Origin of the sequence: Pseudomonas sp. 18.1.10, assembly GCF_024655625.1 — a bacterium.
Taxonomy (GTDB): Bacteria; Pseudomonadota; Gammaproteobacteria; order Pseudomonadales; family Pseudomonadaceae; genus Aquipseudomonas.
In genome coordinates, this window is record NZ_JANLGL010000034.1 from 1 (window position 1) to 23842 (window position 23842).

Genomic DNA, 23842 nt, shown 5'->3' on the forward strand with positions numbered 1-23842 from the left:
GCGGTGCAACAGTCAGCAATGTAGTGGCTGACCCACCGCTATCGCAGGCAAGCCAGCTCCCACCCATTGAGGCTCAGTGCACCACGGAGTTGGGCGGCAAATGGCCCAATCGCTCGGTCAGCCGCAGGCGCTGGATGGGGTCTTCACTGAGCATCAGCGCGTGTTCCAGATCAAATCGCTCGGCACTGGGACAATCCAGCCGCTGATACAGGCTGGCCCGCGCCAGGTAATCGGCAGCGCTGGCATTGCCCAGCTCCAACACGCGTTCGGCATCCACCAAGGCTTCCAGCGGCGCATCATTGGCCAGGTGCAGTTGGCGCAGGTTGCGTGACAGCCGTTGCAGGATCGAACGCGGGTCGGCGCTGTGCAGGTGCTCGGCTTGCAGCTTGAGGTTGGGGCCGTATTGGCGTTGCAGCAGTTCGCGGCAATCGTTGGGGTACAGGCGCCGGCCGCCGCAGGGGTCCAGCAGGTGATCGGCGCCGGGCACCCGCAGCAGGAAGTGCCCGGGGAAATTCACGCCGACCATCGGGATATGCAGGCGTCGCGCCAGTTCCAGCGCGATCAACCCCATCACCAGGGGTTGCCCGCGCTTGCGTTGCAGCACTTTATCCAACAGGGCCGCGGCGGGGCGCAGCGGGGTGAAGTCGTCCTGGGCAAACCCCAGGTCATTGAGGCGCCGCAGCAACGGCTGGCCCAGTTCATCCGCCGGCAGCATGGGCATTGCCACGCTGACTTGCTGTTGCAGCACCGTCAGTTCCTGCAGGATCAGCAACGGTTGTACCGTGGGGTCGTGCTCGGCGGCAATCCACAGGGCTGCTTCAAACAGCGCAGGGGGCGAACGGTCCAGGCAGGCGAAAAAGGCTGTGCGGGGATTCATTGCATTCTCCGGCAGATGCTCCCGTTTTAGCCTTGCTGGGAATTTTCGTCCAGTAGCTTGGAAAATATCCTGCTTGCTTATGTCGCGGGGCCTACAAAAACGCAGGGCTTATTCCAGCGTAGTCCGTCGGATTTCTACCGCAAGCCTATACTTGGGCCACTACCAGAAGTGATTCGGGAGCTTGACGATGTTTGCGCTCATGCACAGCACCCGCCTTGAATCGCTGCACCTGAGCGTCGATCCGGTTACCGGGCTGAAGGCGGTCATCGCCATCCATAACAGCCGCCTCGGGCCCGCCCTGGGCGGCTGTCGCTACCTCGCTTACCCCGACGACGAAAGTGCCGTGGCCGATGCCGCGCGCCTGGCCCAAGGCATGAGCTACAAAGCCGCCCTGGCCGGGTTGCCGGTGGGCGGTGGCACGGCAGTGATCCTTCGCCCTGTGCACGTGGAAAGCCGTGCCGCTTTGTTTGAAGCCTTCGGCCGCTGCGTTGAAAAACTCGACGGTCGCTTTATCACCGCCATCGACAGCGGCACCTCGGTGGCCGACATGGATTGCATCGCTCAACACACGCGCTTCGTCACCAGCACCACCGCCGCCGGCGACCCTTCCTCCCATACCGCCATGGGCGTGTTCACCGGCATCCGCGCCAGCGCGATGGCGCGCCTGGGCAGCGACAACCTTGAGGGGTTGCGCGTGGCGGTGCAGGGCCTGGGCAACGTCGGCTACTCCCTCGCCGAGCAACTGCACGCGGCCGGTGCCGAGCTGCTGGTGAGCGACATCGACCACGGCAAAGTGCAGCTGGCCATGGAGCAACTGGGCGCGCACCCCATCGCCAACGACGCCTTGCTCAGCACCCCCTGCGACATCCTCGCGCCCTGCGGCCTCGGCGCCGTGTTCAACCGCCAGAGCGTCGGCCAACTGCGCTGCGCCGCCGTTGCCGGCTCGGCCAGCGCGCAACTGACCAACCTAGACATCGCCGACCAACTGGAAGGGCGCGGCATCCTCTACGCCCCCGACTACGTGATCAATTCCGGCGGCCTGATCTACGTCGCCCTCAAGCACAACGGCGCAGAACTGCCTGATATCACCGCGCACCTGTCGAATATCGGCACACGCCTGACGGAAATCTTCGCCCACGCCCAGGCCGAAAAACGCAGCCCCGCGCGAGTGGCGGACGAACTGGCCGAGCGCCTGCTCTACAAATGACCCACGCATTAAAAAGGCCCTGAATCCATGATTCAGGGCCTGTTCAATTCGGGCTTTATTCCGCCGGCGGGTTCAGCAACTCGGACAATGCGTCCGGTTGGCTCTTGAACGCCTTGGCAAACACATCGCGGTTCTTCGCCATGTAGATCCCGGCTTCCTCCACCTGCTGCTCGCTCAACGACGGCACGGCTTTTTGCAACACTTCTGCGAGCAACTCAGCGAGTTCAAGCATCTTGTCATGACGGTCAGCTTCGGCTTTATCCATGATTTAGTGGATCGAAAGGTGCCTACTTAATTTTAGGAATATATTAAATTGCGGAGTGGCGAACCTGCTGATAGCGCGCTATCGTCAATTAGGGGCGTCATCGCAACGCCTCGGGACCATAGATAGCGACCGCCTGTCGGAGTCCGCTGACGCGCATCTGTACCCACGAACGTTTACTAAGACGTCGGGGTTGTGCGCATGTGTATTAAAAGATCACACCTTCAATATCAATTTCGAGCCGAATCTCTAATTGGTCTACCGGGCGTTGCTTGGTGGGATGCTAAGCCCATGGGCAAGAAATTCTATGTGTCTGTGATCTTCCGCTCGTTATTGTTCGCTATAGGTAAGAAAAATCTATATCGATGTGCATTGTTTGGCTGCATATGGACGGACGCCTGCGAATCTAAATGGGGGCGTGAACTGTGAAAGTTAATCTTCGCATATCGAAGGGTCGAAAAAATCTACGGTATAAACTAGTCAAGTTTCAAGCCGAAGGGATCGGTAGATGCTTATTTGTCAATTCTAGAACACTGGTTCCGTCTTTGGCTGCATCGCTTTTCGAGGCAGCGTACGCCCGAGGGGAAAGAAAAAACAAAGGTAGCATATTTACCCTGTTTCATCACGTAGCATTTTTATTTACTTGGGCTAGCGAAGGAAAAGTCGATTTAGAATTCTATCTATTGAGTGGATTTGGGCTTCGCTATAAACAAATAAAAAGTTTCTCGGATTGGCTCAGTGAGGTGGTTGACAAAGACTCAAACACTATCAGCTCCTACAATAGGCAGGTAATGCAAAGCTGTAAAACTTTTGTCGTGTGGTTTGTTTTCAACTATGTAAGCTCGAGTGAGCTGATTAAGGCGGATGTGGAGTTAATTGCCCTCGTTAATACGCAGCGTTTTTTTTGGAGTAAGGCGACCATTGGAGGGGAGGGAGGAAAACTCGCTTTGGACTTGAGCGATAGTGAAATTAATTCAATCGAGAATCTCTTGCTACATGAATTTGAAGAGGCAAAATTTGACAAGGGTATTTGTCATAGAAATTATTTATTATGGCGACTCGTAAAAGCGTTTGGATTAAGAATTGGTGAGGCACTATCGCTTAGGTTGGAAGATTTGAATTTGTCGGGTAGTGATCCGTATGTTGAAATAGTTCATCTGGATAGAAGAAATAGCAATCTAGACTCCAGAGTTCCTTATAATCCAAAAGTTAAAACGCTAGGTCGATATTTGTATATGCAGCCTGAGGATGATGATCTAGTTGGATTGCTTGAGCTGTATGTAAAGAAATATAGGGTCATGAAGAAATTTATCAGGGGCAAGATGAGAGTGACTAATTTTTTAGATCATGATTATCTGTTTGTTGCGCATGGAAGTTTTGGCGCAGGAAAACCTTTGTCTTGTTCTGCCGCGAGCCGCATCGCAAATGTCATTCAGCGGAAATCTGGAATAACGTTTAGATGGCATTTGCTTCGCCATTCAAAGTTTAACCGATTATATATTGCAGCTCAGGAATCTCCTGACCGAAGCGCTGCAATCGATAGCATCGTATATATGGGGGGATGGCGAAGTGAAACGTCTTTGCTTCTTTATGCAAACCGGGCAGTGAGAGATTCTACACGTAGAAAAGTTACTGAAAATAATAAGAGGAGGGTTCAGAATGGAAGTCAATGAACAGGGGAAGTATGTAAACAGCGACGGGAATATCTTCATAAAGTGTTACGCTGATCCTTCTTCCTGTTTGTTGATTGATGTGACTGGGCCGAGGATAGAAAGTATCTGGAGGGGCAGAAGGTATTGGATTGACTTTTCCATGTACCTGTTTTGCTCTCAGGTAGTTGATGCAGCATACGAATATGTGTGTGATAAACTTCAAGACCATACGCCGGCAATTGTAAATGAAGTGAAGTCAGCATTAAAGATGATGGCTGTTGTATGGAAGGATGAGTGGAAAAATTTTTCGTCGTTGTCATGGCATGAACTTTTTGAGATGTTCGCTACCGCGTCGAAGTCTATAAGGCTTTGTTTTAGAAAATTTTATACATATTGTGCTGATAATGGTTTGGCCCAGGCGGACGAAATTTACGCTGCTGAACTTAATCAAATTGCAGTGGGCTCGCCATCGACAAGAGTTATATCGGATTGGGATAAAAAACGTGGGGCTTTGACTAACGCAGAGCTGGAGTTGGTGCGCCGAGCGATGCTTGAGAGTGGGAACGAGTCATGGGATGAAAATGTTGCAAGACTTTTTGTTTGGATTTCCTTTGAAACGCTCAAGCGACCAATGCAGATTTCAAGTATGGATATTGAGGCTCTCTGGTCGCCGCCAGGTATTTTAGGTGAAAAAGAATTCTTCTTGAGAATTCCGAAAATTAAGTATAACGCGGGACAGCCCAGTGATTTGTGGCCTATTACAGCTGAACTAGCTAATGAAATTTTAGAGTATGGAAAGCGTGAAGGCGTAAGTGAGTGTCAAAAGGCTAAGGGGCGGCTAATTGTAACATCTAAACCTGGCACAAAATCGAATTTCGACGCTATGATAAAAAACTGGTCCAGAAAAAAGAAAATCATTAGCCCTAGAACCAACGAAATCTTGATTTTGACGCCTTATCGTATTCGTCATAGCGGCGCAACACAAATGGCCATGCAGGGATGTACTAGCGAAGAGATAAGGTATGTGTTGGAGCATAAGAGCCTTTTCGCAGTAAACGCATATATTGACTGCCTAGTATCTGATTTTTGTCCACTCTTGGATCGTGTCGGAAGAAAGTTAGGCGGTATCTTTTCCGAGCTCACAGCTGCATTTTTTGCAGGGAAGATAGCGCCGATTTCGCCAGGTAATCCAATACTGATCCCAGTTATAGCTGCCCCCGCAGTAGTGGGGTCCTGTGGAAGTCAAGTTGCTTGTACTAAACACCCATTTTTTAGCTGTTATAACGGATGTCCATTTTTTATCGCTTGGAAAGATGCCGATCACTACCGGTCTTTGAATTACATAGAAGCTATGTTGAATAAGTGGAATGCGGCAATCAACGGATCCGAACGTAGTAAAGTGCTTAAAGAGTTGGAGCGTGTTTATCAATCCATCACAGATGTGATTGTTAAAATCGAAGCAGGTGACTAAATTGGAATTATTAAAGAAATTAAAAGCAATCGGTATGCCAAGTCAACTAATCGATAAGTGCACGCGGTGGATGCAGATTTTGGAAGATGATATCGATTTTTTTTCTGACAAATGGAATGTTTTGCGTTGGAAAAGACGTCCCGGTAATGCGCGATATTCAAATGTTCTTTTTTCGTCCATTAGTAATCTTGGTCTCAGAGCTGTAGCTAAAGCATACATATTAAATAAGCGCTGGAAATCTAATATCTGTGATGCTACCGCCGTTGGAGATATGAGGGCTATCAAAAAACTGGACGAAATCTTAGGGTCAAAAAGTATTATGCAGGTGAATAATGGTGATTTTGAAATTGCCGTGGGGAACAACGTCAATCTTCAAAAAAAGTTATTTAATTTTGGTTCTTGGCTGAGAATAAATCTAGGTCTTAGAATAAGTTATAAGGCGCTCGCAACCAGCACTATAGAGCATGGTCGGGATGGAACTGAGGAAGGGAGACGTAATAAACTCATACCTATTGAGGTGATGAGAGATTTTTTCGGGCTAGCGTCGAACGAAAGTCTTGCTCCGAAAGATCGCTTTTTTATAAATGCAATTGTACTGAATTCAGCAATGGGGGGGCGTGTTGGCGAGCTGGCAAGTTTGCCAGTTGATTGTTTAGTATTTCATGAGGGCGCGTGGGTGCTCAGACTGTTTCCCGAAAAGGTCGAAGGTCAGACGTTGAGATTGTTTCCACAGGATTTGCTGCCGGCAGTTAAAAGTGCAGTCGAGTTCTTGAAGAACCTAACAGTGGAGGGCAGACGTATAGCGCGCAAAAGAAAAGAATCATCGGCTGTCGATTGGTATAAGGTTTGGAAATCGCCGGAAGCTACAGAGTACTATGCGAGGAGATTTTGTCACGAGTGGACCACCAGCTTTAGTATCTTTACGCCTGATGCAGTTTGGGTTAGTAAACGTAATCAATTTATAGATTTTGTTGGAGTCCAGCGGCGCCTGGGTATCACTGGAGGAGCTAAGTATGTAGGTGTTAGTGCAAGGCATTTTAAAAGACAGGTTAACAGGCAAATGGCACTTAAAGAAGGTGTCTATTATTCTTTTGATTCGAATTGGCGCTCGTTTCCTGTGACGCTTGATACTCCTAATTGGAGGGAAGTATTGTTGGTGCATCCTCATTCGGTTTCATTCAATCGCTTCGAGCAGTTTTATCAGATGCGCTTTAGGCATCACAAAACAGCGACTAGTATTGTGAGGAAGATTTTTGATGTGTGTCTTTCGGATCAGTTGTTGAAAAAATCGTTCCCATTTACATATGACTCCAATTTTGAGGGAGAATTTCATAAACAAATTGAGCCAGTTATTCGAGATGGTACTGGTGCAGTGCTTGAGGTTGAGGATGCGCTGATGGTTCTACCCCGTTTCTTTTTTCATACTTCGTTCAATACGGATTTGGCTAATTATACGATGGTATCTCGAGCACAATTTTGTTATTGGCTGGCCGATGCCGCGAAAGGCCTAGATTCAGTTTTTTCTAAATACAATGTTATTGATCCTAGAACTGGTAATGTTGCCACTTTCACATGGCATGATATACGACACTGGTTGAATACTGTTTACAAGCAAGGGGGGCTGACTGATTTGCAAGTTAATGCGCTCTTGTCTAGAAAAAGCTTAGCGCAGGCGCGAGTATATGATCAGACGTTAGCGATCGATAGAAGCAAAGTTGTTCAGGATTTGCTGACAAGCATCCGGCAAGATAAAGCCATTGGGCAAATACAAGAGACTTATAACATTTTGGGCATGACCGATCGCCAAACTGCCGAACAATACCTCAAAGCCGCAGTACGGATTGTCAATCCAATGCCACATGGGGGATGTACATTAGATTTAGCTCTGAAAACGTGCAGGCATAGTCTCTCTTGCTTGTCAGTCAATGAGCGAGGAGACTGCTGTGAAAGTTTGGTGGTGGATGTAGAGAATGAAGGTCAATTTATTGAGCTGAAAAAAATCAATGATGATGCTAATACTATTAGGGAATATATTCAAGCGAACGGTGGGGAAGGTGGTCATCAAGATGTCCATTTCAGCCGCGTGGCAAGAAGTACCGCTCGCCTGTTGGAGGTTCGCCAACTTAAGTAGCGCCGGAGACTCAAAATGCAGCGTAGAGGAAAGCGGTTGAGTGAGTATCTTAATAAGTCGTTGAATGCATTGAATACTGAATATCTAAGTCGTGGGGAACAATATGTATATAGCCAAAAGGAATTAGCCGTTTTTGCGAGCGTTTCTAGAGAAACTATCAGGAAGCATCAGGGGGAGCTTGATGAAGCCATATCTACACTTTCTCTTAAAAAATATAGTCTGGACAAGGACTCGCACGCTGCCAATTTAAAAGTGAAAATTTCAAAGCTAGAGAATGACTTGACTCGTACAATCATGAGTTATGAGGCGTTGCGCGTGCAATATTTGCACGTGATCAGCGTTATCGTAAAAGAGTCGTTAGATATTTCTAAGTTTATTAGGCGTGATATGGCAGGTGTGGTCGAATGCCCTATTTGCAATCGAATGCCGGAGGTGCGTCTACATGCTATGGACCCTTAGCTGCAATTCGGTAGAAATCAATTTTTTATACTTGATTCGAAGTGTAGGCGCGAATTATTAAATCTATTCCAACCTCAGCGATACCCATAGATAAGGGATATGATCAAATGATTTACTTACCCTCGAAGCTAAGGCGCGCTCATTGAATAAAAATGGCCGTGCATAATTTTATATGGCTTTTAATATGTAGGCGGCTTCAGTCATTATTAAATTCAGTTTGCTAATTTTGGTGATTGGCATTTCAACTAGACGAGCTTTGTTGAAGTTGGTAAATAAGAAGAATCAGCGGATTTTTAATTTTAATATTTTGTGTCGTGAATCCTCTAAGTTGAAGGCGGGCCTACAATAGGTGTAAAAATTTAAGATAACCTGACCAGGTTGGATTTAAATACGTTAAAGTACTGGGAAACGGACGGCATTATCATCTTGAAGATACATTCAGAAAGTATGACAATGAAAATTCCGGGTTAACGAAAACTCTTCTTCAGAAGCTTGATTCCTCAAAGCCAGAGTCTTGACCACGAATTGCTCAGACTGTATGCACTAAAACTTGTAAATATGATCAGAAATCCTTACGTGCGTAAAGCGCACCCTCGGAATATTTAGAGAGATAATTGGTGCTGTGCCAGACTTTATGCAGAAAAGCGTTATTCGTGTTCACAAAATTTTGATAATGTGGATATGCTTCTTACTTTCAATAAATATTGTGTTTGTTTTACTGGTTTAAATGTTTTCTGCGCTTTGGGAACACCTTTTGGTATACCGTTTCAGCCGCAGAACTTTTCAGGTCTTCACTCTGTTGATGTGGCTGGACCGAAGTTGTCTTAATTGATAATTTTCTTATGACTGACTGTTACCGCTGAATGCTAAGTGCTCCCACACCTATCTGAATATATCCTGGTGACTATAGATTATAGTCAGCAGGATATATTCGGATATTTTCCGCCGGCAGCTATGCATCAGTACGGCAGCGCTACTCTTGCGGTCATTGCCGAAACTAGAATGGTTGAGGTGATGTTTATTCAAGTGGCAGAACGGTTTGCGTTGTGAATCACCATGCTCCAGCGTTTGGTGATACCTTTACCCCAAGACCCCCCTAAAAAAACGATTAGACCTAATGAGATTGACCATGAAAGGCAAACGTAAGGCCGAAACATCCAAGTGGCTCATGAAAGGTCAATTCGAGAGGGAGGCGAGGCTAATACTGCGGAGACGATCCCGTGATGCTTCGAACCATTTCCTTGATGCTGCAGCTATATTTGGAGTCGAGCATGAACCGGTAGGTTTGCTAACGGGTAAATTGCTGTGAGTGATTATATTCTCAAAACTCGCCTCCTAACGTTGTAGAAACCCCACCGATAGTTGATTGCCGGGGGCTTTTAAGGAGATAGATTGACCGCTACTGATCGACAGTTGTCAGTCACTCTTCTGAGAAATAGTATGAATACGGAATTGATGGAAGATGAGATGCGTGGGGCGCTATTCGGTGATTCTGAGCCCTCTACGCCCGCAATTAACTCAGACGTTCAGGACACAGTCACGGATGTCGTGATCGTGCAACCGGGGAAGGCAGCGAGGAAAAAGGCGGTTTCAAAAGGCTTCACATCTAGGTTGAAAGTTACGCTCCGTGTGGGGAGCGAATTCGAGGGTGAGACGCACCAGATGGTGCATGAGGCCGATACGCTGAGCTTACTAGTTGCAGAACGAGAAGCTACAAAGACGGCCAAAAAAATTTAGGTTTGTGAAAGTAGTGTCGGTCACATCGATGTAAGTGGGTACTCTCACTTTTCGCCCGCGGGGTATTAAGCCGCCTTCACTTACCGCGGGGTCATCTAACAGGTTCGTGTCGATTGAAGCTTAAAATATTAGGGGCGTCAGTCATATCCCGGACTGGATTTAACGTAAGCGCTCCATGAACCCCACATTCATAGCGCTTAGCTGATGCCGGATGCTGTGCTCCCGATTCTCTCAGGAGGCCAGCTCGTCATGATGCGACCCGACGCCAAAGTTGAAAAAGTTTATCTCTACCCCAAGCCCGTGGACTTCAGAAAGTCCATTAATGGGCTCGCTGCGCTGGTCGAGCTGGACATAAAAGTGGCGGTGTTCGATCCCGTGCTCTTCGTTTTTCTCAACAAGCCCCGTAACCGCGTGAAGATTTTGTACTGGGAGCGCAACGGCTTCTGCCTTTGGCTTAAGCGCTTGGAGTTCGAGCGATTCAAAACATCGCCTGATCTCAGCGATGAAGTGATCGTTCTGAGCGTCCAGGAACTGAACTGGCTGCTCGACGGTTTTGACCTGTGGCGCAACCGTCCTCACCAGGTTTTAACTCCGCGCTACGTAGCCTGACCCGGTATAATCCGGGCCATGATTTCTCTGCCCGACGATCTTCCTGATGACCCCGTTTTGCTCAAGCACATGCTGCTTGAGGCACTCAATCGCCAGGAAGAAGTTGCCCAGGCTTATCAGGCTCACATCGTCGACCTGAAAGGACAGATCAAGCTGTTGCGCGACCACTTGTTCGGGCGTAAGTCCGAGCAGACAGCGCAGCCCAATACGCCGCAACTTGCACTGTTCAATGAGCCTGAAAGTGAGCCGATGCCATTGATCGGCGATGCTGAAGAGGAAGTCGTTTCCCCGGTGCCGCGCCGAGGAAAACGTAAGGTATTGTCGGCTGAGCTGCCGCGTGTCGAGGTCATCCACGAACTGCCCGAGCATGAACTGACCTGTGCCTGCGGTTGCCGCAAGCACGTGATCAGCGAAGAAATCAGCGAACAGCTGGATATCGTGCCGATGCAGATCCGTGTCATCAAACATATCCGTAAGGTTTACGGTTGCCGTGGGTGCGAAACGGCACCGGTCACCGCCGACAAACCGGCTCAACTAATCGAAAAGAGCATGGCCAGCCCAAGCGTTCTGGCCATGTTGCTGACCACCAAGTACGTCGATGGCTTGCCGCTGCATCGTTTCGAGACGGTGTTAAGTCGACACGGTATCGATATACCAAGGCAAACACTGGCGCGCTGGGTGATGCAGTGCGGCGAACACTTTCAGCCACTGCTGAACTTAATGCGCGACCGATTACTGGAAAGCCCGGTGATCCACTGCGATGAAACTCGTGTTCAAGTATTGAAAGAGCCAGGTCGAGACCCGACCAGCCAATCCTGGATGTGGGTACAAGCCAGCGGCCCGCCAGATCGCAAAGTCGTGTTGTTCGAGTACACGTCCAGCCGTGCGCGGGAGGTTCCGTTGCGTCTGCTGGAAAGTTATCGCGGCTATGTGATGACCGATGATTACGCGGGCTATAACGCCTTGGCGTTGCAACCGGGGGTTGAACGGCTGGCCTGCATGGCCCATGCGCGCCGCAAGTTTGTCGAGGCTCAGAAAGTGCAGCCGAAGGGCAAGACGGGACGTGCCGATATCGCCCTAACAATGATCAACAAGCTGTATGGCATCGAGCGCGAGCTCAAGGACAGCGATGATGAACAGCGTTTAATCGGCCGTCAGCAAAAGAGCGTTCCGATCCTGGCTCAGTTGAAAGGCTGGTTGGAAAAAACGCAGCCGCAAGTCACGCCACAAAGTGTGCTGGGTAAGGCCATTAATTATCTGGCCAGCAACTGGAGCCGGCTGGAGCGTTATGTACAAGCCGGTTTTTTACCTATCGACAACAATGCGGCCGAAAGGGCGATAAAACCGTTCGTTATCGGTCGTAAGGCGTGGCTGTTCAGCGACACGCCCAAAGGCGCTACCGCCAGTGCTCAGATATACAGTCTGGTGGAGACCGCCAAGGTCAACGGCCAAGAGCCTTATACGTGGCTACGCCACGTACTGGAGCAGTTACCACATGCGCAGTCGGTGACGGACTATGAAGCACTGCTGCCGTGGAACTGTTCGCCAGAGATACGACGTTAAGCCTGACCCTATCGTGGTTGGTTGGATCGCACGCTATCGAGACCTTTCGATATGCTTTGCTGTACCGCCAAATCCACCATGCACGTAATAGATTCGGTACGTTTTTTGGGCCTCCAAAGTCCTGTAAAAACAGAAAATTCTACCCCCGGTACAAAAATAGTCCTACCCCCGGTACAGGTCAAAACTGGCTCACATGAGCATAGATAGGGCTTACTTCTGCATTTCCGTGGCATTTTTGTGCCATTGAAATAACCAAATTTTGGCATTTTTGTGCCACTGAAATAGCCAAACATTGGCATTCTTATGCCAGCAAAATGGTAGGTGAGCTATTTATGTTCCACAGGTAGAGAAATATGGGGCACCGCGTCTGGGATCAGGTGGTGACTTTGAATGTGGGGTTCATGGAGCGCTTACGATTTAACACCATCAATCGATCCAACTCTCAATGTTTAAGTGGTCGCCAACCCAAGCCAGGTATCTAAGGGTGGCGACAGGTAAAAATCGACCAGTTGCAGCGTAGCACCGCAGTTTCTTGTCTAACCCAATAGAGTTTTCTTCGCCGTCGATTGCCCCAATTTCTGTGTGCTAACCTGAGATTTAACTCGAGCCCTGAAATGGTTCAGGGGATAGTTTGATCCTTCGACTTAGGAGTTAAAACAATTGCTCCGTCGACCACTTCAATGGTCAATTCATCGCCGATACTGAGTCCCATGCTCACGAGTAGGTCGGCAGGTAAGTCAACGATGACGTCTCCACTTCCATCTGTAGGATTTTGGCATTTCACGTTCCAGCGCTGAGCTTCGATCATAATATTCTCCACGAGTTGGTCTTGGTAGGAACGATTCATTATGCTCGCGATGCCTAAGCCGGTTGAAGCGTGATAATCACTGCCGTCTGCTTTTGGCCGATTTTCTGCCTCTCCCGAAGTGCTGCAACATACGCTTTGGTCAGCGCCATTACCCATCAGCATTTTCCAGAAAGCGAAAGCTGCCATCACTCCGTTTCGATGAGTCAAAACAAGCGTCCTGCTCGAAGTTGGCTCAGCATTGGTCACCACTCAGATCTCTCTTGAATTTGAGGCAAATGACCTTAATATGATCTTATCTTGCCATCATCGTTTTCAATCATGGATGTTTCTCGGGGGTAGGTCGAAATGGCAGAACCAGAAGACGCTAAGCCCGCGATTGGGCGCTTTAACACGAATGATGAGACGAAGCGGATCGTATGGACACAGACCGCTGGTCATTGCGAACTGTGCGGCACAGATCTAACGTTCGACTATCGTGCCGGCAAGCCAATGAAATGGGGCGAGGTGGCGCATATCCTACCCGCCAGTCCCAAGGGGCCTCGGGGACGCGCGGATCATGATGCTGAGGCGCACACGAACGATACTGCTAACCTGATGCTCCTGTGCCCAGGCTGTCATGACAAAATTGATCGTGACGCAGACGGTTATCCTGAAAATGATTTGAGTGGTTTACACCAAGCATACCTAGAGCGCATCCGAATCGCCGCAACGACCCCTGATGGTGGCAGAGCGATTCCTCTCATTGTTCAGAGTCAGCATTTCCAGACGATCAACGATATTCCCGTTCGCGATCTATTGACTGCGATGTCTGCGGAGGGATTAACCGCCTTCGATCAAGGCATCAAAATTGCCTTCCCTGCGCCCGGACCGCGCGGCAGGGACGCTGCCTATTGGCAGAACGTCAAAGACAGCATCCAGTATGAGCTGGAGCAGCAACTCAAGCGTCGGGGCGGCACCTATGGCGACTCGCCCGCGCTAGCAGTAGTAGGCTTGGCCGATATCCCAGCTTTGATGATGTTGGGCCAGAGCATCGGCGATCGTTCCAAACGCTTAATCTTCTCTTTTCACCGCGAGCATCTTTTGCGCTGGCCCGATCAGTGTGCTGAGCCGCCCAGTTTTCTGTTCACGCCTCCACCCAACGGCGATGGTCCACTGGCGTTGGTGCTCTCCATTTCTGCACAAGTTCCAGTTCGCGACGTGACCGACGCTCTACCCGGTGCACGTATTGCAGAGCTGTCGATCCCTGAACCAAGCTACGCGATGGTACAGAACCGTCGGGTGATTCATGCCTTTCGCGACGCACTCCAAATACGACTGAGTCAGCTTGAGGCTCTGACTCCCGATCCTATCCACGTCTTCGCTGCCATTCCTGCGGCACTGGCCATCGAGTTTGGCGCGTTGCTCACAACGCAGCATCAACATACGTACCTGATCTTCGATCGGGACAAAGAAAACCAAGATCGGTTTACGCAAACACTGCAATTGGGCTCGGTGGCCCAGGAGGCTATGTAAATGCTTTTGAGCAACGAACAGACCAAGCGCAGCAGTTGGGAATATTTTCTGCTTCGCGCCGCGCGGGAAATCTCGCTGTCGGAAGCGCAGTACGAAAAAATCAACGACCGCTACTCCCAACTGGAAAAAATCCTCTCGGCTTCTGACAATCCGTTGCTCGCTGAGGCCCATATCTGTTGCCGCTGACCGAAAACTGACCCAGTAGAGGCTCTTCTGCCGACTGAAAACTGACCCAGGTGTTCAACTGCTTCTGCTCACTTTTCGAGCAGGAGAACACAGGGTGATCAGCATGGAAATGTTGGGAAAAATCCGGCGGATGTACTTCCGCGACAAGCTCTCGCTGCATCAGATAGCCAAGCGTACCGGGCTGTCGAGAAACACCATCCGAAAATGGGTCAGAGCGCCCGAAGCCATTCAGCCAGCGTACCAACGGTGCGCAACCTTCAATAAGCTCAGCCCTTTTCACGAGACCCTGGAGCAGGCGCTCAAGGCCGATTCGTTCCGGCCAAAACACAACCGCAGGAGCGCCAAAGCACTTTTTGAGCAGATCAAAGCCGAGGGTTATGACGGCGGTTACAGCCAGCTCACGGCGTTTGTGCGCTCTTGGCGAGGCGAGCAAGGCAAGTCTTTACGCGCTTTTGTACCGCTGACGTTTGCGCTCGGTGAGGCCTTTCAATTTGACTGGAGCGAAGAAGGCCTGCTGATCGGTGGTCTTTTTCGACGTATCCAGGTCTCCCACATGAAGCTGTGTGCCAGCCGCGCATTCTGGTTGGTTGCGTACCCCAGCCAAGGCCACGAGATGCTGTTTGATGCCCACACCCGTTCGTTTGGAGCGTTGGGTGGTGTGCCGCGTCGCGGCATCTACGACAACATGAAAACGGCTGTCGACAAGGTCAACAAAGGCAAAGGGCGCACGGTCAACGCCCGGTTTTCCGTGATGTGCGCGCACTATCTGTTCGATCCGGACTTCTGCAACGTGGCCTCTGGCTGGGAAAAAGGCATCGTCGAAAAGAACGTTCAGGACAGCCGGAGGCGAATCTGGCTCGATGCTCAAAACTGCATGTTTCACACCTTCGAGGAACTGAATGTCTGGCTCGGCCAACGTTGCCGGTCGCTCTGGAGCGAACTGGTGCATCCGCAGTACAACGGGCTGACGGTGGCCGAGGTCTTAGAGCTGGAGCAGGTCGAAATGATGCCAATGCCGACGGCATTTGATGGCTACGTCGAGCGTACCGTGCGGGTCTCCAGCACCTGCCTGATCAGCGTGGCGCGAAATCGCTATTCAGTGCCATGTGAGCGCGTCGGCCAGTGGGTCAGTAGCCGTTTGTACCCTTCGCGGATCGTGGTCATTGCCGACGAAACGGTGATCGCCAGTCACGAGCGCCTCTTTGATCGAGATCAGGTCAGTTTTGACTGGCAGCACTACATCCCACTCATCGAACGCAAGCCTGGTGCATTGCGCAACGGTGCGCCATTTGCTGATCTGCCAAAACCGTTACGGCTTCTCAAACGAGGACTGAGGCGTCACACCAACGGTGATCGAATCATGATGCAGGTACTGGCTGCTGTGCCAATTGCGGGGCTCGAACCTGTGCTGGTGGCGGTGGAGCTGGTACTTGAATCGGGAAGTCTGAGCGCCGATCACATCCTCAATGTCCTTGCCCGCCTGACCTCCACCGCACTACCTCCCAGTGTAGAAACCAGCCTGCAACTCAAGGTCGCGCCTGTTGCCAATACAGCACGCTACGACCGGCTCCGTGCGACCGATGAGGAGAATCGCAATGCGTGACCTAATGACTGAACTCAAAGAACTTCGCCTGCACGGCATGGCCAGTGCTTGGGAAGAACTGGTCTCTCAAGGAACAGCGTCGACGGCTTCATCGAAATGGCTGCTGGAACATCTGCTTCAGCAGGAACATGCGGATCGCGCGGTGCGCTCGGTGAATCATCAGATGAACATGGCAAAACTCCCCATGCACCGTGACTTAGCTGGCTTTGACTTCAGCGCTTCCAGCGCTGATGCCCGGCTGGTCAGCGATCTATCCAGCTTAGCGTTCACTGAAACGGCGCAGAATGTCGTGTTCATCGGCGGCCCTGGAACCGGGAAAACACACCTGGCCAGTGCCTTGGCTGTATCCGGAATCACGGCCCACAACAAACGCGTGCGCTTCTTTTCCACGGTGGATCTGGTGAATCTGCTGGAGCGTGAGAAGTACGATGGCAAGGCAGGGCGAATCGCCCAGGGACTGCTTCGCACAGACCTGGTGATACTGGATGAGCTGGGATATTTGCCCTTTAGCCAAAGCGGCGGTGCCCTGTTATTTCACCTGCTGTCCAAACTGTACGAACACACCAGCGTGGTCATCACCACCAACCTCAGCTTCTCGGAATGGTCGAGTGTGTTTGGCGACGCCAAGATGACCACCGCGTTGTTGGATCGGCTGACACATCACTGCCACATCGTCGAAACGGGCAACGAGTCCTACCGCCTACAACACAGCACCTTGGCCGCCCAGACAAAGATCAAGTCACGGGAACGAAAGCGCAAGGACGGAGATGATGTCGAGGACGATGAGCCATTTTGATCCGCACCATAAATACCCTGCTGCATGCCTACATGCGGTGGGGGTTGATGCGTCTTGAATCGGCCCACTGCTGCTAAGCTTATCCACAATTGCTGGGACAGAAATCAGCAATCCGTCCTGGGTCAATTTTCAATCGGCAGGGTGGGTCAGTTTTCAATCAGCGCCAACACACCTTCCTGCTAAAGACGGCGCATCTTGCTCGCCATGGAGCGGCTCACCTAGCCAATTGGTGCGCGTACTTGATCACATGGGCAGGAAAAAATTCTTCATAAAAAGCAGTGGGAATGCCGAGGATACTTATCTCGATGCAATCGGGCAGAAGCTCTTCAGCGTAATCCAGAATGGCGACTCCCATAGATGGAATAACCAAGCCTGCTTCGGTTTTTACTGAAAGGGCCAAACCGGACTGGTTGAAGTGATTTGTGCGGCACTCGTTTTGAATAGCAGGATACCCAGTGGTTGGCTCGAATTGGCCGAAAGCAACGCCCATGGGAGGATCTCCACTCTCCAGCGACGAGTTGCCAACCAAAATCAATCCGCTATAAATCGAAAATCGCGCCATCTGATCGCCTATTGCTTGCCGTGGCATTGGATATTTATGGTGTTTATCACTTGATTAGCTTGAATGCGAGAGCGCCGTGGAGGTTCGGAAGATGACTTGGCCGAACGCTTACGGCCATCAGCAGAGCACTCGATTACAGCCTGAAACGCTGGGCAGCGCTATCGCACTAACTCAATGACGGGAGCGTTCCCATAGATAACAATTGGGCGGAAAACCAAATTAGGCCATGGCGCTTGGACGCAAAACTGGCTCTTCGCAGGGTCGTTGCGTAGCGGAAAAAGGGCTGCGGCAATCATGAGCCTGATTCAGTCTGCGCGCATGAACGGCACATGACCCGTATGGCTATCGCGGTTGTCGACGCAGAGGGCCAGTGAAATTGGACAGTTGTTGGCGCACCAGTGGGTAGCTCCATCGGATTGATCTAATGGGTGTCACCCACTGGATTTCCCATTTTTTTCCCTGTCGTTGGCTAGATTTTCTTAACCGCGCCAAGAATTTCTTAAAATGTGCGCCAAACACTCAGAAAATATTAACCGAAAATGGCCGCGTAACCACTATTTTCGGGTTTTCCGCTTATCGGCGGTAAGCGTCCCGCAATCACACCTTGCCGCACTGTGCTTTCTGGACGACCTGGACTTTGAACGGTTGGCATAAGAGCTACGTTGGCACATGGGCATCCTAGCTATAAGGGTGATCGCGTTCGCTTAAAAATACGCGGGCACCATCGCCCTTAATGCTGGAGTTCGGTAGGTGACTTGGCCGGACGGTTACCATTCCGTCAGGCATCTCAGTAGTCAGAACTCCTGCCTGCCTAGATTGTTGCCGTCAGAGTTTTCGCTTTGGGTGGGTTACCAACCGCTTACCACGCACGAGCCTGCTTGGGCGGATGGAACGGCAAGCTGGTCTGCGATGACTTTGCCGGCTACAAGGCAGGCTTTGAGCTGGGCGTTACGCAGATCGGCTGCATGGCCTATGCCCGCAAAGTTCTTCGACTTGCATGCGACCAACAAGAGCTAGATCGCCGAAAAAGCACTGCCCTACATCGCGGCCTTATACGAAGTTGAACGAGAAGTCTGTGAGCTGAAACCGGGTGATCGACAGCGAATACGGCAGGAAAAGCAACGCCAATCACCGACGCACTTCATACCTGGATGACCTCCCAAAGATAGCTTGTGCCTGAGGGTTCGGCCATCGCCAAGGCCCTGGATTACAGTTTCAAAAACTAGATAGCGCGGGCGGTACTGTGCCCATCGCTTACTCTGAGAATTTAATAGCAGCGTAACGCCCAGTCTTTATTTAAAGCACGTAGCGATTTATACCTAATCCTGGCTGGTAGCGTATGGGAGTCAGGAATATTCTGTGAGAGCCTAAAGTTTTCCGACAATTTTAGTGTAGCCACTCACTCATAACGACACGATGACCGCGTAATTACAATCCCGACAGAATCCCGCCTAGACCTTTTGATTTCGCCTGAGTCGCCTTATGATCAAAATCAGTAGCAATCTACCACTTGAAACGTAGCCACCGTTTAGCATGGCGCTTAAAACTCAGCATTCGTAAAGTCGTTATTTTATCCTATACCTGACCAAAATATGATTTTTTCTAAAAGTCGGCGAACAGAATACTTAATTAAGCTATATTTAGGAAACACGTAGCTCCATAGCAGGGCAAGTGTGCGTCCTCTACGTTACGGAAGGAGAAGTATGTGGCATCTAATCACTCTCATGGCGCTGCAGCGCTAAGTGAAGGTCACCAGAAAAAGCTAGTCATGGCACTGGCCTTGACAGGCAGCTTCATGATTGCTGAAGTGATCGGAGCATGGATTACTGGCAGCTTAGCATTGCTGTCCGACGCGTCGCATATGCTTACAGATACTGCCGCCCTGATGATTTCGTTGATTGCGCTTCAAATAGCCAAGCGGCCAGCAGATCAGAAACGAACTTTTGGCTATGCTCGCCTGGAAATTTTAGCATCCACATTCAACGCCCTATTGCTCTTCATGGTGGCTATTTACATTTTGTACGAAGCTTATCAACGCTTCCTAATACCTTCTGAGATCGCAACCGGCGCGATGATGTGGATCGCTATTGGGGGCCTTGTTGTAAATCTGATATCGATGCGCTTGCTCTCCTCAGCGAGTAATGAAAGTCTGAATGTCAAGGGAGCCTATCTCGAAGTTTGGAGCGACATGCTTGGGTCATTGGGCGTGATAATTGCCGCACTTATAATCCGGTTTACGGGTTGGAGTTGGATCGATACGGTCGTCGCCGTAGCGATCGGAGTATGGGTGCTGCCGCGCACTTGGCAGCTAATGCGCGAGAGTTTGGGAATCCTTATGGAAGGGGTTCCTGGCGGCCTCAACATTAAGGAGATCGAGTCGACGATTCTACGTGTCGATGGTGTCACAGACGTTCATGATCTACATGTTTGGGCTGTAAGTAGCGGTCGCAACGTACTGACGTCGCACGTTGTAGTTCGCGACTCAGTAGATCGAGATGCTGCGCTAGCAGATGTAATCAATGCGGTAAGTCATGCGTTCGACATTCACCATTGCACAATTCAAATGGAGAATACGGACTTCCATAAGGACACTCCAATTCCTCCACACTAGTCAACCTAGAAAAATTAAATCGTAGGATTAATATTGAAGGCGTCAGCACCAAAAATTTAGATTAATTTTGGCTCATTACTTAGCGTCGAGAGACAGGTCAATTAAAAATTATTTTATTGTCACGTTGCGTTAGCAACAATGCCACCAGCTGAAGGTTACAAAACTAAAATATTGGCACGTTAAGCAGGAATATAATTTTTACTCGGATCGATTGATGCCAAATCACAATGGAACTGACCAAAAAAATATCCAGCGGCTCTCGAGCAGAATAGTCTGGTGCATCCGCCAGTCGTGGCAGTGCTCAACTACCTGATTGATCAAAGCTATGCTGCACCAATAATTTAAATCGCCACAACTTTCAGTGGCCTTGCGATCAAATTAAAAATTTGTAATTTTTCGCCAAAACCCACTATTTCGCGTTAATATTTGAGCATCCTGAGTTGATCACGGCGTATTGATATAGGTAGAAATCACCACATGCCAAGCACGCAGAGAAACTTTAAACTGGCCTTAAATCACGATCAGGGAGAGCTCGGCCCACTCCTTACTCACACCTTGAGATAAGTTATGCGCGTACTAGTTGTGGAAGACGAGATTAAAACCGCGGAATATATTCAGCAGGGTCTATCCGAAAGCGGGTACGTCGTAGACATTGTACACAATGGTGTTGATGCTCTTCACTTGTTCAATACGATTGTTTATTCGCTCGTACTCCTAGATGTGAACCTCCCTGGCATCGATGGTTGGGACCTCTTGGAAACTATCAGAAAAACTAGCCGGGTTCGCATCATCATGCTGACTGCCCGCGGACGCATTAATGACAAGCTTAGGGGCTTGGATGGTGGTGCAGATGATTATCTCGTCAAGCCCTTTGAGTTCCCCGAATTGCTTGCTCGCATCCGGTCACTGCAAAGGCGTGGCGATGAGCTTGTCGAGAAGAGCACACTTATAGTTGCGGATTTGGAATTGGATTCCTTGCGCCACAGAGTATGCCGAGGAGCGACACGCATTGATCTCACCACAAAGGAATTTGCTCTCCTGCACCTACTAATGAGCAGAACAGGCGAAGCGCTTGCCCGTTCGCAAATAATCTCGTTGGTCTGGGACGTAAATTTTGACTGCGATACTAACGTCATTGATGTCGCCATCCGGAGATTGCGCTCAAAAATTGATGATCCATTTGAGACCAAGCTCATACACACACTTCGAGGCGTCGGATACGTGTTGGAGGAGCGTACATGAGGCCTTTCAGCCTCGCTGTGAAGGTGGGATTCAAAGTTGGAATGATGAGTGCGGCGTTGCTGCTTCTTTTCGCCACCTTCGGTTATCTGATGGTGAGCCAAGCTCTTGAGAGAAACGCCCGAACCGACCTCGAAGTGAAAATGGCAGGCATGGCTCACAACCTTTCCGCAATCACTGCTATTTCTGGTGTAAATGCAGACGCCCACCAGCTTGTTGACTTGGTCATGGGGCATAACAATCTTTACGTCAGCATCTTCGAATCGACACAAACTCTAACTCCATTGCTCTCGATAGGCTCGAAGCAAGTCAACATGGAAGTGCACAAATTCCAGCCTACCGAACAGGCGGAGCAGCGAGAGTGGCGCGACTCGACGGGCCGCCCGCTAATGAGCGCCTCACGAGTCATGCGCTTAGGCGATGGAACCGAAGTTAGTGTATTCATGACCATGGACCAGTCATCTAACCATGCCCTTCTTGATGCGTTGCTCACCTGGGCATTAATGGTGTCGCCTCTTATTCTCATGCTGATCTTGGCAATTGGGTGGTGGACTGTACGCAGAGGACTGCTCCCCCTCACCAAGTTCCTGAAGGTCGCCTCAAGGATTTCCACCGAGAGCCTTGAGCATCGCCTTCCAACAAAGGGGATGCCGGCAGAACTTAAGAATCTCGCCGATGGAATTAACATCATGCTGATGCGTTTAGACGACGGAGTTCAGCAGCTTTCGCAGTTCTCTGACGACCTTGCTCACGAACTGCGGGCACCACTGTCTAACCTGATGGGTAAAGCTCAGGTCGCGTTAACCCGGGAACGATCCCTCCCTGAGTATAGAGAGGTCCTAGAGTCGTGCACAGAAGAGCTACATCGCATGAGCCGGATGGTTTCCGACATGCTATTCCTAGCCCAAGTCAGCCACCCAGCGTCAATGGTAGAGTTCGGAAGCGTATCTCTAATCGACGAAACTCAGCGGGTCTGCGATCTGTTCAACATTTCGGCCGAAGAAGGTGAGATACAGCTCCAGATCGCAGGAAGTGGAGACGTGGTGCATGGTAATCAGATAATGATTCAGCGAGCCGTCTCGAACCTGGTCTCGAACGCGATCCGCTACTGCCCTCGTGGTCGGACGGTTTACGTGAAGGTTCAACGTGGTGCTGACGGCGCCACATTGAGTGTTGGCAATCCGGGACGTGGGATCGCCAAGGAACACCACGCGCATTTGTTCGAGCGATTTTACCGGGTGGACAAAAGTCGAGCACGAAGCGAGGGTGGCACCGGTCTTGGCTTAGCTATCGTTCAGTCAATCATGATTTTGCATCAGGGTTCGGCAAGCGTGGAAGTTACGGATCAGAATTTCACTTGGTTTCACCTTAACTTCCCCGAAGTTCAAATGAAACAACAAGAAATGAAGCCAGCTTAGCTCCGTGTAACGAAGAAGGCCCGGTTATAGATGGGCCCCCTTCGCTCTAGGTGCAGGTGCGAATGCCTGAGACGTAGCCGACGCGTGGGTGCTCAAGGACTCACTGACGTTATGCGAGAAAAAAACTCTATCGCCAGAATCCTCACATGGCGCGTAGAAAACCGACGGTCTCTGAACTTCAGACCGAATAATTCGCAACCGTTGCTTTTGCCTAGCGCTCAACGATCAGAGACCCCGCTATACTCTGCAGAATTTGAAATGCTTCGAACTGTAAGTCGATCTCGACGGCATGAGGCCGCACCTTCTCTCTTGCACCTTCCCCCGGAATATGCGGCGGAGATCGTAAATTCATGGAAAAAAATCAATTGATCTCCCCCCGACCGCGTCGCGCGCCCTAATGTGAAATGAAAGCTCACTTAGCTGTAAATTGAGTCTTGATGCATGGGCGAAAATCAAAGACTTCTGCCACTCAGGGCTCTAAAACGAACATGATTAGCTCCTTGGCAAGCAAGAAAAGCCTACAGTGTTAATGCACCGGATATCAAAATTGAAAATTAATAAAAGCCCCAGCTCTTCATCGTCTTTTGTTATCGCCTGGAAGACTTAAACCTTCTCGCCAAGCGTAAAATTACGAAATTGTAATTATTAACTCACCTTGCCGTTAGCTTCGTAATCCTAGACTAGTAACCAACAAAGGATGCTATCAAGGCAGACCTAGTGAATATCGAGGCTTCAATGAAATTCGTAAAATACTTCTCTATTGGCAGCCTGCTAATTGGGCTTACAGGTTTCGCGTTTGCTGAAGATGGTTTCGAGCGAACTAAGCAGTTCAAGGAAAACTTCCGAGCCGAACAGGCTCGCTTGTGGGGCCCTGACTCCTCGGAGCAAGGTAAACAGAAAGTTGCTCAAGAAAAGCAGGAAGAGCGTCAGGATCGTCAGGAGCAAGCCGACAACTAATAGGCGGTTAGATGTAAAATGACGATTCGTATCGACGAAAAGCCAGATTAATATCTGGCTTTTTCTTACATTTAGTGTTAGCTATTCCAGCGGTGATAGACGGAACTACTCAGATACAGAGATTATCTCTAAGACTTATTGTTCTTTTAAATCTGAAATAACGTCACGCTTTGAGTATGTCC

Annotated in this window: 20 protein-coding genes and 2 pseudogenes; 18 read left to right on the top strand and 4 right to left on the bottom strand. The window is 50.0% G+C overall.

Features of this window, described 5'->3' with window-relative positions:
* Positions 1-73: 73 nt before the first annotated feature.
* Positions 74-877: a SirB1 family protein gene (locus NUV89_RS08570; RefSeq protein ID WP_257780975.1), complete on the bottom strand. Its 804-nt coding sequence runs from the start codon at positions 875-877 to the stop codon at positions 74-76.
* Positions 878-1064: 187 nt separating this feature from the next.
* Here NUV89_RS08570 and NUV89_RS08575 point away from each other — a divergent pair, with 187 nt between their 5' ends.
* Positions 1065-2084: a Glu/Leu/Phe/Val dehydrogenase dimerization domain-containing protein gene (locus NUV89_RS08575; protein ID WP_257780976.1), complete on the top strand. Its 1020-nt coding sequence runs from the start codon at positions 1065-1067 to the stop codon at positions 2082-2084.
* A 55-nt stretch (positions 2085-2139) separates the two neighbouring features.
* Here NUV89_RS08575 and NUV89_RS08580 read toward each other — a convergent pair whose 3' ends face one another.
* The gene (locus tag NUV89_RS08580) at positions 2140-2349 is read right to left on the bottom strand and encodes a YebG family protein (protein ID WP_017734297.1); all 210 of its coding nucleotides are present in this window, start codon (positions 2347-2349) and stop codon (positions 2140-2142) included.
* 542 nt (positions 2350-2891) lie between these two features.
* Between NUV89_RS08580 and NUV89_RS08585 the strand changes: the two genes are divergently transcribed.
* From NUV89_RS08585 to NUV89_RS08615, 7 genes and pseudogenes are all read left to right on the top strand, one after another.
* The gene (locus NUV89_RS08585; protein WP_257780977.1) at positions 2892-4019 is read left to right on the top strand and encodes a tyrosine-type recombinase/integrase; all 1128 of its coding nucleotides are present in this window, start codon (positions 2892-2894) and stop codon (positions 4017-4019) included.
* Positions 4006-5469, top strand: a complete 1464-nt coding sequence (locus NUV89_RS08590) for a tyrosine-type recombinase/integrase (RefSeq protein WP_017734296.1) — start codon at positions 4006-4008, stop codon at positions 5467-5469. Before NUV89_RS08585 ends, NUV89_RS08590 begins: the two co-directional genes overlap by 14 nt.
* Before the next feature lies 1 nt (position 5470).
* Positions 5471-7600, top strand: a complete 2130-nt coding sequence (locus tag NUV89_RS08595; protein WP_146013197.1) for a hypothetical protein — start codon at positions 5471-5473, stop codon at positions 7598-7600.
* A 15-nt stretch (positions 7601-7615) separates the two neighbouring features.
* Positions 7616-8059, top strand: coding sequence for a hypothetical protein (locus NUV89_RS08600; RefSeq protein ID WP_017734294.1), 444 nt, complete (start codon positions 7616-7618; stop codon positions 8057-8059).
* Between the two features lie 1440 nt (positions 8060-9499).
* Positions 9500-9830, top strand: a pseudogene (locus NUV89_RS08605) (hypothetical protein).
* A 215-nt stretch (positions 9831-10045) separates the two neighbouring features.
* Positions 10046-10405 (top strand): IS66 family insertion sequence element accessory protein TnpB, encoded by a 360-nt coding sequence (gene tnpB, locus NUV89_RS08610; RefSeq protein ID WP_224794378.1) that lies wholly within the window; start codon positions 10046-10048, stop codon positions 10403-10405.
* An 18-nt stretch (positions 10406-10423) separates the two neighbouring features.
* The gene (locus NUV89_RS08615; RefSeq protein ID WP_257780978.1) at positions 10424-11968 is read left to right on the top strand and encodes an IS66 family transposase; all 1545 of its coding nucleotides are present in this window, start codon (positions 10424-10426) and stop codon (positions 11966-11968) included.
* 619 nt (positions 11969-12587) lie between these two features.
* On the opposite strand, the gene NUV89_RS29815 is transcribed toward NUV89_RS08615, so the two are convergent.
* Positions 12588-12983 (bottom strand): AbrB/MazE/SpoVT family DNA-binding domain-containing protein, encoded by a 396-nt coding sequence (locus NUV89_RS29815; protein WP_308220188.1) that lies wholly within the window; start codon positions 12981-12983, stop codon positions 12588-12590.
* A 138-nt stretch (positions 12984-13121) separates the two neighbouring features.
* On the opposite strand from NUV89_RS29815, the gene NUV89_RS08625 reads away from it, so the two are divergent.
* From NUV89_RS08625 to istB, 4 genes are all read left to right on the top strand, one after another.
* Positions 13122-14288, top strand: coding sequence for an SAVED domain-containing protein (locus NUV89_RS08625; RefSeq protein WP_017734289.1), 1167 nt, complete (start codon positions 13122-13124; stop codon positions 14286-14288).
* Positions 14289-14474, top strand: a complete 186-nt coding sequence (locus NUV89_RS08630) for a hypothetical protein (RefSeq protein WP_017734288.1) — start codon at positions 14289-14291, stop codon at positions 14472-14474.
* Positions 14475-14577: 103 nt separating this feature from the next.
* Positions 14578-16077 carry an IS21 family transposase gene (istA, locus tag NUV89_RS08635; protein ID WP_102619021.1) on the top strand — a complete coding sequence of 500 codons (1500 nt, stop codon included), beginning with the start codon at positions 14578-14580 and terminating at the stop codon, positions 16075-16077.
* Positions 16070-16873 (top strand): IS21-like element ISPsy20 family helper ATPase IstB, encoded by an 804-nt coding sequence (gene istB, locus NUV89_RS08640; protein WP_029241171.1) that lies wholly within the window; start codon positions 16070-16072, stop codon positions 16871-16873. Before istA ends, istB begins: the two co-directional genes overlap by 8 nt.
* A gap of 214 nt (positions 16874-17087) precedes the next feature.
* Here the strand turns inward: istB and NUV89_RS08645 are convergent, their stop codons facing one another.
* Positions 17088-17363, bottom strand: coding sequence for a hypothetical protein (locus NUV89_RS08645; protein WP_017736212.1), 276 nt, complete (start codon positions 17361-17363; stop codon positions 17088-17090).
* 182 nt (positions 17364-17545) lie between these two features.
* On the opposite strand from NUV89_RS08645, the pseudogene NUV89_RS08650 reads away from it, so the two are divergent.
* The 6 genes and pseudogenes from NUV89_RS08650 to NUV89_RS08675 all read left to right on the top strand — a co-directional run.
* Positions 17546-17855, top strand: a pseudogene (locus NUV89_RS08650) (transposase); the annotation flags it as partial.
* A 419-nt stretch (positions 17856-18274) separates the two neighbouring features.
* Positions 18275-18499, top strand: coding sequence for a transposase (locus NUV89_RS08655; protein ID WP_153326449.1), 225 nt, complete (start codon positions 18275-18277; stop codon positions 18497-18499).
* Positions 18500-19140: 641 nt separating this feature from the next.
* Positions 19141-20046 carry a cation diffusion facilitator family transporter gene (locus NUV89_RS08660; RefSeq protein WP_026136732.1) on the top strand — a complete coding sequence of 302 codons (906 nt, stop codon included), beginning with the start codon at positions 19141-19143 and terminating at the stop codon, positions 20044-20046.
* 567 nt (positions 20047-20613) lie between these two features.
* Positions 20614-21288, top strand: coding sequence for a heavy metal response regulator transcription factor (locus NUV89_RS08665; protein WP_017736210.1), 675 nt, complete (start codon positions 20614-20616; stop codon positions 21286-21288).
* Positions 21285-22703, top strand: coding sequence for a heavy metal sensor histidine kinase (locus tag NUV89_RS08670; protein WP_257780979.1), 1419 nt, complete (start codon positions 21285-21287; stop codon positions 22701-22703). The genes NUV89_RS08665 and NUV89_RS08670 overlap by 4 nt, the downstream gene beginning before the upstream one ends.
* A 735-nt stretch (positions 22704-23438) precedes the next feature.
* Positions 23439-23660: a hypothetical protein gene (locus tag NUV89_RS08675; protein WP_026136731.1), complete on the top strand. Its 222-nt coding sequence runs from the start codon at positions 23439-23441 to the stop codon at positions 23658-23660.
* Positions 23661-23842 lie beyond the last annotated feature (182 nt).